Source organism: Angustibacter sp. Root456, assembly GCF_001426435.1.
In the GTDB taxonomy this organism is placed as follows: Bacteria; Actinomycetota; Actinomycetes; order Actinomycetales; family Angustibacteraceae; genus Angustibacter.
Genome location: NZ_LMER01000019.1, coordinates 176,159 through 190,324, shown reverse-complemented (window position 1 = coordinate 190,324; position 14,166 = coordinate 176,159). Strand labels below are relative to the sequence as shown.

Sequence of the window (14,166 nt, the reverse complement as noted above, 5' to 3'; positions counted from 1 at the left end):
GAGTGGTGGAGAGGGAGTGGCGGGAGGGGTCAGGCGGTGAGCTCGGGCGGGACGCTCGCGAGTGCCGCGCCGATGGCGGCGGCAAGCGCCCGCGCCGACTCGGCCGTCAGCTCGACGGCGACTCGCGCGCCCGGCCCGCGTTCGGGCGCGAGGAAGTCGATGTTGAGCGTGTGCTCGTGCTGGGCGTGCACCGGGTGGTCGAAGTAGACCGACGCGGTGCGCACCGGGAACCAGCCCGCGGCGCCCTTGCCGCTGCCCTCGACGGTGATGGACTCGGTGGCGTACGTGCACATGGCAGGGCCTCTCTGGACGCTCTCAGGACAGGTGGCGGCCGAAGAAGTCGCCGATGAGCGACCAGCCCTCGCTCGCCGCCGCAGGCCGGTACCCGGGACGGTCGACGGCGAAGAAGCCGTGACCTGCTCCCTCGAAGGTGTGGAACTCGTGCTCCTTGCCGGCGTCGCGCAGTGCGGCGTCGAGCTCCTCGACCTGCGCGGGCGAGGGGTACTGGTCGTCGGCGCCGAAGAGCCCGAGCAGCGGGCAGCGCAGGTCGGGCGCGCGGTCGACGAGGGGACGCACCTGCAGCGGGTGCCCCTCGGGTGGCGTCCCGACGACGAACGCGCCGTAGCAGTCGACCGCCGCGTCGACGGGCAGGCTGACGCCCGCGAGGAACGCCTGGCGTCCCCCGCTGCAGTAGCCGATCACGCCGACCTTGCCGTTGGAGGAGTCCAGCGAGCGCAGGTAGTCGGCCGCGCCACCGACGTCGCCGACGAGCGGGTCGTCAGGGACGCCACCGAGCGCGCGGGCCGTGGCCGCGGCGTCGTCGGGGTCGGCGCCCGGCGCCTCGCGGGAGTAGAGGTTCGGGCACACGGCGTCGTACCCGAGCGTGGCGAAGCGGCGGGTGATCTCCTTCGTCGCCGTGTCGTAGCCGGGCATGTGGTGGATGACCACCACTCCCCCGCGCGGCCCGGGACGCTGCGGCCGCGCGACGTACGCCTCGATGGGATCCGTCTGGTGGCCGGTGATGGTGGCGCTGCCGGCGATGATCGTGTCGTCCACGTCCTGGCACGTTACCTGCGCGCCGAGGATCGGCCACCGTGGCGCGATTGGTTACGCCGCGCCTTGGCTGCGCCAGTAGGAGTTCAGCGCGCCGTTGGTCTTGACGAACCACACGATGCCGCCGACGAACGGGAGGAAGATCCACAGGCCGGTCACGCCGCTCACCGGGCGCGCGTATCCGCGGCGCTCGTAGAGCTCGCCGACCTCCTGCGAGCTGAGGAACGGCATGACGAAGCCGATGAACAGCCCGAGCACGAGCGCCAGGCCACCGCCGAGCCCGGAACCCTTGTGCCGCTTCATCTCGTCGTGCACGGCGAAGTACCAGTAGAGCCCGTAGATGCCGAAGGTGATGACGTACAGCAGCATCGCCACCGCGGTGCCGCGCACCCGGCCCAGCGCGCGACTACTCGACGTCACGGCGCCGCATACCGACGAAGGCTGCCGCGGTGAGCGCCATAGCGACGGCCGTCAGCCAGCCCAGCGGCGTCCAGAGCACCTCGCCGCCAGGCAGCCGCGGGACGTGCGTGTACGGCGACAGGTCGAGCAGGCGCGACGGCAGCCGCAGCGCGGCCCCGAGCTCGCCCAGCAGGACGCAGAGCACGAGCGCGACCCAGCCGCCGACAGCCGCACGCGGAACGAGGCCGACGAATGCCAGCGCGAGCGCGGTCAGCACCCACACCGCGGGCAGCTGCACCAGCGCCGCTGCGACGAGGCGGCCGACGACGGACCCGACCGCCTGGCCGCCCGGCCGGTGGGTGAGCCCCGCCGCTGCACCGGCGACGACGACGAGGGCCGACGAGCCGGCCAGCGCGACGAGCGCGTGGCTGGCGGTCCAGCGCATCCGCGTCACGGCCGCCGCTAGCACCGGATCGGCCCGCTGGGCGACCTCCTCGGCCCGCAGCCGCAGCGCCGTCTGGATGCCGTACGCCGACGCGAACACGGCCACGAAGCCGAGCTCGGCGGCCAGGAACGCGTCGGTGAGCGAGCCGGCGCCGCCCATCCGCACGATGAGGTCGCGGGCCTGCGGGCTGTCGAGCAGCGAGCCGACGTCGGACGCGATGCTGCCGAGCACGCCACCAAGCACCGCGAAGGCGACCAGCCAGCCCAGCAGCGCCGCCCGGTTGAGTCGCCACGCGAGGGCCAGCGGGCTGCGCAGCGACGGGGCTGCCGTCACGGGGCCGAGCCGCGGACGCAGCAGCCCGGCTCCGACGTCCCTGCGCGCCACCAGCAGGATCGCGAGCGCGGCCAGGACGGCCGCGAAACCCAACGGCAGCAACGCGACCCACCAGCGGTCGCCGCCGAACGGCCGGATCTGCTGCGCCCACCCGACCGGAGACAGCCAGCTCAGCCACGTGACCGTGCCCGGCCGCGCCGAGTCGCCCACCGCCCGCAGCAGGAACGCGGCGCCGAGGAAGCCGACGCTCAGACCCGTTGCGGCACGGGCACTCTCGGTCAGCTGAGCCGCGACCGCGGCGACGGCGGCGAACTCGATGCCGGCCACGGCCCACGTCAGGCCGAACGCAAGCGAGCCCTCACCGGGCAGCCCGGCCGCCATGACGCCCAGAGCGCTGAGAGCCCCCAAGGCCAGGCTGGCGGTGAGGGCCAGCCCGAGCGCCGCCACGAGCGGGCTGGGCCGGGACACGACGCCGGCGGCGACGACGTCCAGCCGGCCCGTCTCCTCCTCGCCGCGGGTGTGCCGGACCACGAGCACGATCATCAGCACGGCCACCAGCAAGGCGCCGAGCGTCGTGAGCTTGAGCATGCCGATCCCGCCGAGGCTGGTCTCGTCGTAGACCTTGCCGTAGAAGGCGACCAGCGCGGGTGTGGCGTTCGCCGCGCGAGCGGCCCGGACCCGGTCGGCCAGCGTCGGGTACAGCCCCTCGGTCGCGGACGCCGAGCTCGCGGCCACCGCGACGAACACGGCCACCCACACCGGCACCAGCACTCGGTCGCGGCGCAGGGCGAGCCGCGTCAGCGCACCCAGACCCGCGAGGCGGCTCACCGAGGTTCCTCGGCACGAGCTTCGCCGTCGACGGCATAGTGGCGGACGAAGAGCTCCTCGAGCGTCGGCGGCTGGCAGGTGAGCGACCGCACGCCCAGCGCGGTGAGCCGACCGAGCAGCGGGTCGAGCCGGGCGGTGTCGACCAGGCAACGCACGCGATGGTTCGTCACCTCGACGTCGTGGACGCCGGGCAGGTCGGCGAGGCCCTCCGGCGCGCGCACGACCTCGGCGTCGACCGACGTCCGGGTGAGGTGCCGCAGCTCGGCGAGCGTGCCCGTCTCGACGGTGCGCCCGAGCCGGACGATGCTCACGCGGTCGCAGAGCGCCTCGACCTCCGAGAGGATGTGGCTCGAGAGCAGCACGGTGCGTCCCTCCCTGGCGCGTTCGACCACGACCTCGCGAAAAGTGTTCTCCATCAAGGGATCCAGCCCGGACGTCGGCTCGTCCAGCACCAGCAGCTCGACGTCGGCGGCGAGCGCGGCCACCAGCGCGACCTTCTGCCGGTTGCCCTTGGAGTAGGCGCGTCCCTTCTTGCGCGGGTCGAGGTCGAAGCGCTCGACCAGCGCGTCCCGCCGGGCGGGGTCGACCCCGCCGCGCAGCCGCCCGATGAGGTCGATCGCCTCGCCCCCGGACAGGTTGGGCCACAGCGACACGTCGCCTGGCACGTAGGCGAGGCGGCGGTGGAGCGTCGCGGCGTCGCGCCAGGGGTTCCCGCCGAGCAGCCGCACGCTGCCGGAGTCCTTGCGCAGCAGGCCGAGCAGGATGCGGATGGTCGTCGACTTGCCCGCCCCGTTGGGGCCGAGGAAGCCGTGCACCTCGCCGGGTCGCACGGTGAGGTCGAGCCCGTCGAGGGCGTGGGTGCGGCCGAAGGACTTGTGCAGTCCGGCGATCTCGATCGCGGCGTCCATGCCGCGACGCTACTGCGGTCAGCGGGCGGTCCGCCCGCGTTCGCTACGGCGCTTCGTTGGCTCCCACGCTGCACACGACTCGTGCCGCCAGGGCGTGGCCGGCCTCGCACGCGGCCACCACGTCGCCGCGATCGCGCAGGTAGGCCGTGAGGAAGCCCGCGTTGAAGGCGTCGCCGGCACCCGTCAGGTCGCGGACCCCCTCGACCGGCGGCACCGGCACCGTCGCGAGCAGCTGGCCTGCGCGGATGACCCGGGTGGCCAGGGCGCCGTGGCGGGCCAGCACGGTGCACCCCGAGAAGCGGTGGGACGACGGCCCGGGTGCGCCGTCGTCGAACAGGCCGAGCAGCCGGCCTTCCTCCTCGTTGGCCGAGAGCAGGTCCGGGCGGCAGCGCTCGATCAGGTCGAGGAAGGCGTCCACGCCGTAGTGGGCGATGAGGCCGGCCGAGGAGACGTCGAGCGACACCAGCCCACCGCGCGCCCGGTGGGCCTCGACCGCCTCGAGCACCGAGCCGGCCGTCGTCCCGGACTGGAACGAGTAGCCGGTGACGTGCAACAGCTCGAGGTCGTCGAGCCAGGACGGGTCGATGGGGCCGATGAGGCAGTTCGCCCCGCGCGAGGGGTACATCGTGCGCTCACCCCGCTCGTCGAGCATGATCACGATCATGCCGGTGGGCGCACCGTCGACGACCTGCACGCGGTGCTCGACGCCGCGCGCCGCGAGGTCGGCGAGCAGCACCTGCCCGGTGAGGTCGGCGCCGACGGCTCCGATGAACCGCGTGGGGTACCGCGGCGCCGCGAAGGCCGCCACGTTCGCCGCCGAGCCGCCGCGCGTCGTCACGATCTCGGACGCGGTGTCGGTGGCCTCGCGCGGTGGCTCGAGCAGGCTGACGACGACGTCCTGCACGACGTCGCCGATGACCCCGAGCACTACGAGCGCCGGGCGACCAGTGCGGCCGCCACCTCGCTGGCCAGCCGGATGTTGTTGCGGTACAAGGCGACGTTGGCCTTGAGGCTGCGCCCGTCGGTGGCCCGGCGGATGTAGTCGAGCAGGTAGGGGGTCGACGCCTGGCCGCTGACGCCGTCGCGGTCGGCTGCGGCCCAGGCGGCCTCGATGACGCCGTCGAGCTCGGCCGGGTCCAGCTGCTCGTCCTCCGGCACGGGGTTAGCGACGAGCACGCCGCTGCCGAGGCCGAGCGCGCGGGCGGCGAGCAGCACGGTGGCGACGTCGTCCGGCGACTCGACGCGCGAGCTCACCGCGTGACCGGAGTCGACGACGTAGAAGCCGGGGTAGCGGTTCGTGCGGTAGCCGACGACGGGGACGCTCAGGGTCTCGAAGCGCTCGAGGGTGGCGGGGATGTCGAGGATCGCCTTGGCGCCGGAGCTGATGAGCACGATCGACGTGCGGGCCATGGCGATGAGGTCGGCCGACTCGTCGAACGTCTTGTCGGCGCCGTGGTGCACGCCGCCGAGACCGCCGGTGGCGAACACGTCGATGCCTGCGCTGCGGGCCAGGAAGGCAGTGGCGGCGATCGTCGTCCCGGCGTTCTTCTGCGTGATCGCGGCGAGCGGAAGCTCTCGGATCGAGGCCTTGTCGGCGGTGTCGTCGTAGCCGAGCTCGTGGATCTGCTCGCGGCTGAGCCCGACGACAGGCGTGCCCCGGTGGACGCCGATGGTGGCCGGGACGGCGCCGGCCGACCGGATCAGCTCCTCGCCCTCGAGCGCGACCTCGATGTTGGACGGGCGGGGCAACCCATGGGTGAAGATCGTGGACTCCAGCGCCACAACGGGGGTTCCGGACGACAGCGCGTCGCGTACTTCGTCGCTGACGTGGATCGGGGCGGTGGTCGGCACGGTGGTGTCCTCGCTTCGGTCGTGGGAAGGCGTCGTCCTGACGCTAGCCGTCGGCACCATTCCGGTCGAGAATCATCTTGGCATGAGTTGATACCGTTCTGGAATGGACGTCACGCTGCGCCAGCTCGCGGTGTTCCGGGCGCTCGCGCGCGAGCTGCACTTCGCGCGGGCGGCCGCGAGCACGGGGCTGTCGCAGCCGACGGTGAGCAAGGAGGTCGCCCGACTCGAGCGCACGCTCGGGGTGAAGCTGTTCCACCGCTCCAGCGGAGGGACCAGCCTCACGGCCGAAGGCGCCTCACTGGTGGACGCGGCCGAGCGCGTCCTCGCTGCCCTCGACGACCTCGACCGCGCCGCGGGCCTCGCCCGGCGGCGCAGCACCCGCGAGGTGCGAGTCGCCGCGTCGCCGAGCGTCGTCAACCACCTCATGCCGCTGTTGCTGAGTCACCTGGAACGCACCGACCCGCCGGTGGACGTCACCGCCGTGGAGGTCGAGACCGGACGCGTGAGCGCCGCTCTGGACCAGGGGACGGCGGACCTCGGCCTCGGCCACCACGTCGCGGCCCCTGCGCACGGCAGGGTCCGCACGATCGGGCAGGACGAGCTGTTCGTGATCGCCGCCTCGAGCGTGCTCGGCGCGAGCGACGCAGCGGTGGACCTGAGCCGGCTCACCGACGTCCCGTTGCTGTTGTGGCCCCGCGAGCAGAGCCCCGTCTACCACGACGCGCTGCTCGAGATCTGCCGCTCGCGCGGCTTGGATCCCCTGCTGCTGACCGGCACCTCGCGACTGGGCGGCTCGCGCTCCTACCTGCTGCGCGAGGGGCGCGCCTTCGCCCTCGGCCCGCGTGACTTCGCCGTCTCCGAAGGTCTCGGGGTGCGTGCGGCGCCCCTGGACCCGCCCGCCTTCGTGCCGCTCGACCTCGCGTGGGTCGAGCCGTTGCCACCGGCAGCGGAGGTGGTCGTCCGGCAGGTCCGCGCGCTGACTGATCCACCGATCCCGACGCCGTTGTAGGTCAAGGAAGGGTGCGCGGATGCCGACAACACTGTGGCGACAGCACGTGTGAGGTGCGGTCGCCCATAGAGCCCCACCGTCGACCAAGCCCAGCTTGGTCCAAGCTGAGGAACACAGCATGGACGCAGGAGCGTTGATGTCCGTTTCCGCAGCGGCCACGCAGGTGGGCTCACTGCTGACCGACCAGGCCAGGACCGTGTTGGAGACCACCTCCGACGGCGTGTTCATCCTCGATCGGGACTGGCGGTTCACCTACCTCAACGCCGCGGCCGAGCGGTTCTTGGGCCGGGGCCCGGGCGAGCTGCCCGGGCTCAACATCTGGGACGAGTTCCCCCTCGCGGTCGAGCAGAAGTTCGGCAGCGAGTACCACCGCGCCGTGCGCACTGGCGTCGCGGTCACGTTCGACGAGTCCTACGCCCCGCTGGACACGACGTTCGAGGTGCGGGCCTTCCCCGACCACAACGGTCTGGTCGTCTTCTTCCGAGACGTGAACGACGACCGGCGGCTGCGCAGGCAGCAGGAGGCTCACGCCCAGCTGACCCGAGCCATCCTGGACTCCTTGCCCGCACACACCGCCGTCCTGGACTCAGGCGGCACGATCACGAGCACCAACATGCCGTGGGACGCGTTCGGCGCTGCGGCCGGCCTGGATGCTGCGTCGTGGAGCACTGGCGTCAACTACCTCCAGGTGTGCCAGCGCGCGGCCGACGCCGGCGACCGCGATGCGGCCGCGGTGATCATGGGGCTGAAGGAGGTGGCCGGCGGAGCCCGGGCATCGTTCTCCTACGACTACGAGTGCTCCACCCCAGACGCCGAGCGGTGGTTCGCCGTGCACGCTGTGCCGCTGCTGGACCACGAGGGCGTGATCGTCAGCCACACCGACATCACCTCTCGAGTGCTCTCCGAACGCCGATTGCGCCACCAGGCACACCACGACGACCTGACCGGTCTGCCCAACCGCCGCCGGCTGCTCCAGATCCTCGCCGAGGCGATGACCGGGCAGGACGACGCCACGGGGGTAGCCGTGCTGCTGGTCGACCTGGACGGGTTCAAGAACGTCAACGACAGCCTCGGACACGACGTCGGCGATGCCTTGCTGCGTGACGTCGCAACCCGCCTGTCCGCAGTGGCGTGCGAGTCCGACGTCGTCGCCCGAGTGGGCGGCGACGAATTCGTCCTCGTCGCGCCGGACTGCGACGGCGACGCAGCAACCGCGCTCGCAGACCGCATCCGCGCATCCCTGGCCAAACCGTTCGACATCGCCAGCATGCACCTACCGACGGCCGCCAGCATCGGCATCGCCCTGTCCCGCGTCACGGGCGGGCGACCCGAAGACCTGCTTCGCGACGCCGACGTCGCGATGTACACAGCCAAAGCCCGTGGCCGCGACCGTAGCCAGGTGTTCTCACCCGCCCTCGGTGAGTCCGCCCACGACCGGCTCGCACTGGCCGCCGGCCTGCGGATGGCCGTGACCCGCGGAGAGCTGTTCCTGCACTACCAGCCCATCATCTGCCTCGACAGCGGGGCGGTGTGCGAGGTCGAGGCGCTGATGCGGTGGAACCACCCCGAACGCGGACTGCTGTTCCCCGGGTCGTTCATCGAGCTGGCCGAGGAGACCGGCGTCATCGTGCCCATCAGTCGCTGGCTGCTGGCCGAGGCGCTGCGCCAGGTGGCGCAGTGGTCTCGCCAGGGACTCGAGGTGGCGGTCGCGGTGAACATCGCCGCGCAGCACCTCAGCCTGGGCACCCTGTTCGACGACGTCAGCGAGGCCCTCGGCGTGGCCCAGGTCCGCCCGGAGCAGCTCATCATCGAGCTCACCGAGACCGACGTCGCCCGAGACCCCGAGCGCAGCGCAGCGCAGCTCTGCGCCCTCCGAGAGCTCGGCGTCCGCGTCGCCATGGACGACTTCGGCTCCGGCTACTCCTCACTCGGACAGCTGGCCAGCCTCCCCGTCGACGTGATCAAGATCGATCGGTCGCTGGTCAAGGACCTCGGCACCATCAGCGCCGCCACCGACGTCGCGCGAACCATCATCTCGGCCGTGACCCAGATCGCCGACTCGCTCGGGATGGCCACCGTCGCCGAAGGTATCGAGACCGCCGAGCAGCGCGCGGCCGTGACCGAGCTGGGGTGCACCAACGCCCAAGGCTTCCTGTTCGCCCGCCCCATGACCGCACACGACCTGGTCACCTCGCTGCCCCTGACCGGCACGTCGCCGAGTGCTCACGCAGCAGGTGGACCGTCCTGCTGAACACCGACCTCGGCAGTCTCAGCCGCCTGGATACGTCGGCGCCTGCGCGGCAGGCGGCGATACCAGCCGTGGGTGGCGTGGACAATCCGGAACGACTCGCTGCGGTGGCCCGTACCGAGATGCACGGCCACCTCGGAGACCCCGAGCTGGATGCGGTCGTCGCCACGCTGCGGATCGCGTGCTCGGTGCCGATCGCCGTCGTTGACCTGGTCACGCAGAACACTCAGACCTACCCGGCCGAAGTCGGTGTTGGCGCACCCTGCACCACCGTCCCCGACGCGTTGTCCTTCTGCGCTGAGGTGGTCAACACGCGTTCGCCACTTCAGATCACCGACGCGCGCGCGCACCCGGTCTACGCCGAGAATCCTCTGGTCGTGGACGGCATGGTCGGCGCCTACGCGGGCGTACCGCTGGTCGACGACGGGTTCGTCCTCGGAACGGTGTCCATCTTCGACGACCATCCGAGGCAGTTCACCGCCCAGGAGATGGAGCTCCTTCTCTATCAAGCGCAGCTGACGTCGTCCGTCTTGCGGCTGCGCCGCACAGCGCGCACCGACGTCCTGACTGGTCTGCCCAACCGAACGCTGTTCCTGGACCGGCTGGGTCACTCCCTGAGACGGCTCGAAGGTCAGCCCGGGCTCGTCGCCGTCATGTTCCTCGACGTCGACGGCTTCAAGGCGCTCAACGACTCGATGGGACACGAGGCCGGCGACCGGGCCCTCCAGGGCCTCGCCCTCCGCCTGACGAGCGCCTTCCGGTCGACCGACACGATCGCCCGACTCGGCGGTGACGAGTTTGCCGCCGTGTGTGACAACCTGGCCACTCCTGAGTGCGCCGACGCGATCGCGGAACGCGTCGTGGCCATCGTCGACGAACCGTGGATACTCAACGGGACCGCCGTCGACCTCGGGGCGAGTATCGGCATCACCGTCACCGACAACGCCGATGACGCCCCCACGGACCTCATGCGTGCGGCGGACGCGGCGATGTACCGCGCCAAGCGAATCGCCGGTTCAGCATGGGTGCGCGGGGCCGGCCCGGTGCCGAATCTGACCGGACCGGTGGTCAGGCAGTCGCAGGCGAACTGACTGCGGCGGCCGCGGCTGGTGGGGCCATCTCGGCCATCGGGTCCAAGGCCGTGGCTGGCAGCCGGAACGTGAAGGTCGATCCGTCCCCCAACGTGGACTGCACCGTCAGCGCGCCGCCCATCGCCTCGGCCAGGTGCCGAGCGATGTAGAGCCCGAGCCCGGTGCCGCCCGTCGACATCACCATGGGGTCCTCGACCCGGTGGAACTTGTCGAAGACGCGCTCCAGCTCCGACTGCGGGATGCCGAGCCCGTGGTCGGTCACGCGGATGCACCCGCCGCCGGTCAGCGTCTCGACGCTGACCGTGACGCGAGCATCCGCCGGTGAGTACTTCAAGGCGTTGGAGATGAGGTTCGCTGTCACCTGGATGACGCGCGCGGGGTCGCACGAGACCTGCAGCTGCTCGCTGTCGGTCTCGAAGGTCAACCGGTCACGTGAGGCCGCGAAGTCCTCGAGAGCCCGGGAAGCTAGTCCCACCAGGTCCGCCTCACCTTGCACCACCGCGCGCTGCGGCTCGTTCCGCGCGGTGATGTCCGAGGCCAACAGCAGGTCTTCCATCAGCCGGCCCAGGTGGTCGGCTCGGTCGATGATGACGTCGAGAGCGCGCGTGCGCTTCTCCTGGGGGATCGCGTCACCCTTGCGACGCAACAGTTCTGCGTACCCCTTGATCGGAGTCAGCGGCGTGCGCAGCTCGTGGGTAACCGTCGCCACGAAGTCACCCTTCATCCGCTCGATCCGCCACTCGGTGGTGAGGTCGCGGGCGATGATGACGTCCCGGACCAACCCTGCGTCGTCGAACACCGCGGCGTGGGAGAGTCGCAGGGTCCTGCGCTCCCCGTCGCTTCGCACCAGGTGGACGTCGACCAGCGTGCCGGGAGTCGCCGGCGTCAACCTGTCCAATGCATCCGAGAACGGGCGCACCGGGGCGCCGTCGCCGTCCTCCCCGGCCAGCACCGCGTCGAGCAGACGGCCCAAAGCCTCGTGCTGTGCGATCCCCGTGGCCTGGGCCATCGCCGGGCTCCACAGCTGCACGACGCCGGCGCCGTCGACGACCACGATCCCGTCACCGGACTGCTCGACCACCGCCCGCAGCTTGCTGGTCTCGGTCTCGAGCTGCTCCATCTGCTCGGCGTTGCGTAGCGCCACCGCCAAGGAACCGGCCAGCGGACTCAAGGCGGTGACGTCGCGGTCCTTCAAGGCAGCGCGCTGACGAGCCCCCAGGGTGACCCGACCGAGGTGCCGCCCCTCCGCGATCAGCGGTGCGTCCAGAGCCGAGCCCCAGCCGAGCGGGAGCGCCGATCGGCGCAACCCCGTTGATCCGGCAGGCTGCTGGAGCCAGGACGGCAGCTGACGCGCCGGCATCTGCTGGACCTCGCCGTCCCCGGCGTTGAGATGGAACGCCGTCCCGTCGTGGAGAACCACTGCGGCCCAGTCGGTCTGGAACTCCTCGCTGACCAGCCGCAGGAACGCCCCGGCAGCCAGCCCGCGCGTCGGCCCGGAGGCGAGCACCTGGGAGAACTCCAGAACCCGAGCGGACCGGCGATGTTCTTCATGCCGCTCGGCCGAGGCCCGGTAGGAGTACGTCAGGGCGAGGGCCGGCAGTACGGCACACGGCAACAGCACCGGGGTCGAGGCGGCCATGGCCAGCACGGTGAGGGTCAGGGCCACCGTGCCAAGCATCGTCAGGGCCGAGAGCTGGGCGTCCTCGCGCAGCACGCGCAGTGGCGCGGTCCCACTGATCACGGACAGCAGCCACGCGATGTGGACGAGGTTGACCGCAACGAACCCGGTGGCTCCGGCAGCAACCGCGACGAGCAGGGTCACGCCGAAGTCGCCTGAGCCCGCGGCGAACACGTGGATGGTGACCGCGGTGACGGAACAGGCTGAGGCGTAGGTACCCAGGTTGAACAGCACCTTGATCGGCGCGCGGCGCCGCAGCAGGTACGCGGCGAGCAGCCCGGCCAGCGTCGTGTACACCGCGACCGTCGCCGGCAGCAGCAGCACGTTCAGGAGCACGACCGCATCGAGCAGTGTCAGCTCCTCGACGGCATCGTCGTGGCGAAGCCGAACGGCGATCAGCTCCGACGCCGTGGTCAAGACCAGCAGCACGGCCGCGAGCCACGGCGAAGACAGCCACGACAAGGCGTATGGCGCATCGTGCCAGGCCGGCGCCCGCATCGTCAGCCAGTGCAGGACGCCCGTGCTCGCCACGCCGCCGGTGACCGCGAGCATCACGACGCGATTCAGCGGCGTGAACACCGTCGACCCCCTCGTCTGCCATCGGCCCCGCCTCCCAGGGGCCGAGCGCGGCTGCGCTTGGCCCCTGGGAGGATCCATTACCGCCACGGTGATTCCCCCTGGCTCCCGAGTCTGACCTCAGCGCCAGGTGGCGGCCCAGGAACGGGCCGCCCAGTCGTCGGCAGCCCAGGACCGCGCGGCCCAGTCGTCCCCGGCCCACGATCGCGCGGCCCAGTCGTCCCCGGCCCACGATCGTGCGGCCCAGGAGCGAGCCGTCCAGTCCTCACCGGCCCACGATCGCGCGGCCCACGAACGTGCGGCCCACTCGCTGCTCTGCGCATCGGCACCCGCCCAGGAACGGGCGGCCCACGAACGTGCCGCCCACGAGCGGGCCACGGGGTCGAGGTTCGCCCACGAACGAGCGGCCCACGAGCGAGCAGCTGGCGACAGATCGTCCCACGCCGCGGCAGCGGCATCGCGGTCTCCCCGGGCGAACGCCGCCGAGACCGCGGCCCACAGCTTGGGATCGCCAGGTGCCGGTGAGGTCGAGGGACGTTGGGAACCCGCCGCAGAGCCGAGACCCCGCTCTGCCAGTGCACCAGCCAGGTCGAGGCCGCCGGCGCCAGCGCCCCGCTCAGCGGTCAGGGCCGCGGCCTGGTAGGCCGTCGAGATCAGCAGTCCCTTCACCTGCGCTGGCGTCAGGTTGGTTCGGCGGGACAGGAGGTTCGCCACTGCGCCGGAGGCGACGGCGGCCGCCATCGACGTGCCGGACCCTCGGAAGTAGCGGTCGCCGACACGCGACTGCGGGTGGGCGGCGTCGATGACGCTCCCCTCAGATCGCAGGCCCACGAGGTGCGCACCGGGGGCGGCCAGGTCCGGCTTGGCCAGACCCTGGCTGGTCGGGCCCCGCCCGGACCAGGACGCGATGCTGTCGTCGGCGTGTGCCGCCGTGCCGTTCTCGTCCACTCCCCCCACGGTGATCAACGTGGGGTCGTTGCCAGGAGCGTCGATGGTGCCAGGTTGCGGGCCGTCGTTGCCGGCAGCGACGACCACGGTGATGCCCTGGTGCCACAGCACCCGAAGTGCCTGGTCCAGCGGGTCGACCTGGTACGGCAACGGACTGCCGGAGGCCAGCGACAGGTTGACCACCTTGATCGGCTCGGTGCGGCTGCGCTTGGCGACCTCCTGGAGGCCGCGAAGCACCAGACTCAGGCTCGTCGTGCCGTCGGCGGCTGCCACCTTCACGTCCAGGACGCGAGCGGCTGGCGCCACGCCCTGGTAGCGGCCTCCCGAAGCGGCACCTGAACCGGCGAGCAGACCAGCCAGGAAGGTGCCGTGCCCGTACCCGTCGCCAACGCCGGTTCCAGTCAGGTCGACGTGCTCGAGCCGACCGGCCAAGTCAGGGACGTCCGCGACGCCCGTGTCGACCAGCGCGACGGTGACGCCCGCGCCCTCCTGGCCGGTCGTGTCGAGTCCCAGCGTCTGACGGACGGTGCTGGTTGGCCCGTCGTCACCGCCTGAGGCGGAGGTGAACCGCGCCGGGCGGTCGGCGGTCACGAGGAGTCCGGCCGGCGCGACGAACGCCCTCGGCACCTCGGCCACGACCCCGCTGACGATCGGAAGGGCCACGCTGACGCGTCCACCTGCATCACGGACCTCGCGGGCGACCAGGTCGGTGCTCGGCCCAGTGACGACGACACGCGTCCACCCACCCGCACGCGCAACCGCAGCGGTGGAGGTCGTCGCGGTGCCCGTGCTGACGCCG

Annotated in this window: 12 protein-coding genes; 3 read left to right on the top strand and 9 right to left on the bottom strand. The window is 71.8% G+C overall.

Translation table 11 applies throughout. From position 1 onward, the window contains the following. Window positions 1-29: 29 nt before the first annotated feature. The 7 genes from ASD06_RS14285 to ASD06_RS14255 are packed head-to-tail and all read right to left on the bottom strand — an operon-like array spanning window position 30 to window position 5,817. Entirely contained in the window at window positions 30-293 is a 264-nt protein-coding gene (locus ASD06_RS14285) for a DUF6295 family protein (protein ID WP_056679045.1), read from the bottom strand. Window positions 294-315: 22 nt separating this feature from the next. Continuing rightward, entirely contained in the window at window positions 316-1,056 is a 741-nt protein-coding gene (locus ASD06_RS14280; protein ID WP_056679042.1) for a dienelactone hydrolase family protein, read from the bottom strand. Between the two features lie 51 nt (window positions 1,057-1,107). After that, window positions 1,108-1,473 (bottom strand): DUF4234 domain-containing protein, encoded by a 366-nt coding sequence (locus ASD06_RS14275; protein WP_200942225.1) that lies wholly within the window; start codon window positions 1,471-1,473, stop codon window positions 1,108-1,110. Next, a complete protein-coding gene (locus ASD06_RS14270) occupies window positions 1,460-3,058 on the bottom strand; it encodes an ABC transporter permease (RefSeq protein WP_056679037.1) in 1,599 nt (532 codons plus the stop codon). The genes ASD06_RS14275 and ASD06_RS14270 overlap by 14 nt, the downstream gene beginning before the upstream one ends. Continuing rightward, a complete protein-coding gene (locus tag ASD06_RS14265) occupies window positions 3,055-3,966 on the bottom strand; it encodes an ABC transporter ATP-binding protein (RefSeq protein WP_056679034.1) in 912 nt (303 codons plus the stop codon). The genes ASD06_RS14270 and ASD06_RS14265 overlap by 4 nt, the downstream gene beginning before the upstream one ends. A gap of 43 nt (window positions 3,967-4,009) precedes the next feature. Beyond that, on the bottom strand, window positions 4,010-4,894 hold the full coding sequence (locus ASD06_RS14260) for a carbohydrate kinase family protein (protein WP_056679030.1): 885 nt from the start codon (window positions 4,892-4,894) through the stop codon (window positions 4,010-4,012). After that, window positions 4,894-5,817, bottom strand: a complete 924-nt coding sequence (locus tag ASD06_RS14255; protein WP_056679028.1) for a pseudouridine-5'-phosphate glycosidase — start codon at window positions 5,815-5,817, stop codon at window positions 4,894-4,896. The genes ASD06_RS14260 and ASD06_RS14255 overlap by 1 nt, the downstream gene beginning before the upstream one ends. Before the next feature lie 103 nt (window positions 5,818-5,920). On the opposite strand from ASD06_RS14255, the gene ASD06_RS14250 reads away from it, so the two are divergent. The 3 genes from ASD06_RS14250 to ASD06_RS14240 all read left to right on the top strand — a co-directional run bounded on the left by ASD06_RS14250 (window position 5,921) and on the right by ASD06_RS14240 (window position 10,165). Continuing rightward, window positions 5,921-6,826: a LysR family transcriptional regulator gene (locus tag ASD06_RS14250; protein ID WP_056679025.1), complete on the top strand. Its 906-nt coding sequence runs from the start codon at window positions 5,921-5,923 to the stop codon at window positions 6,824-6,826. A 196-nt stretch (window positions 6,827-7,022) separates the two neighbouring features. Beyond that, complete coding sequence (locus ASD06_RS14245; RefSeq protein ID WP_162248088.1) at window positions 7,023-9,077, top strand: bifunctional diguanylate cyclase/phosphodiesterase; 2,055 nt, start codon at window positions 7,023-7,025, stop codon at window positions 9,075-9,077. A gap of 77 nt (window positions 9,078-9,154) precedes the next feature. Continuing rightward, window positions 9,155-10,165, top strand: coding sequence for a sensor domain-containing diguanylate cyclase (locus ASD06_RS14240; RefSeq protein WP_157371725.1), 1,011 nt, complete (start codon window positions 9,155-9,157; stop codon window positions 10,163-10,165). Here the strand turns inward: ASD06_RS14240 and ASD06_RS14235 are convergent. Together ASD06_RS14235 and ASD06_RS14230 are read right to left on the bottom strand one after the other, a co-directional pair. Further along, window positions 10,143-12,422: an ATP-binding protein gene (locus ASD06_RS14235; RefSeq protein ID WP_056679016.1), complete on the bottom strand. Its 2,280-nt coding sequence runs from the start codon at window positions 12,420-12,422 to the stop codon at window positions 10,143-10,145. The two genes, ASD06_RS14240 and ASD06_RS14235, sit on opposite strands and share 23 nt — an antisense overlap. 117 nt (window positions 12,423-12,539) lie before the next feature. Beyond that, window positions 12,540-14,030 carry a S8 family serine peptidase gene (locus tag ASD06_RS14230; RefSeq protein WP_162248087.1) on the bottom strand — a complete coding sequence of 497 codons (1,491 nt, stop codon included), beginning with the start codon at window positions 14,028-14,030 and terminating at the stop codon, window positions 12,540-12,542. Window positions 14,031-14,166: the final 136 nt, after the last annotated feature.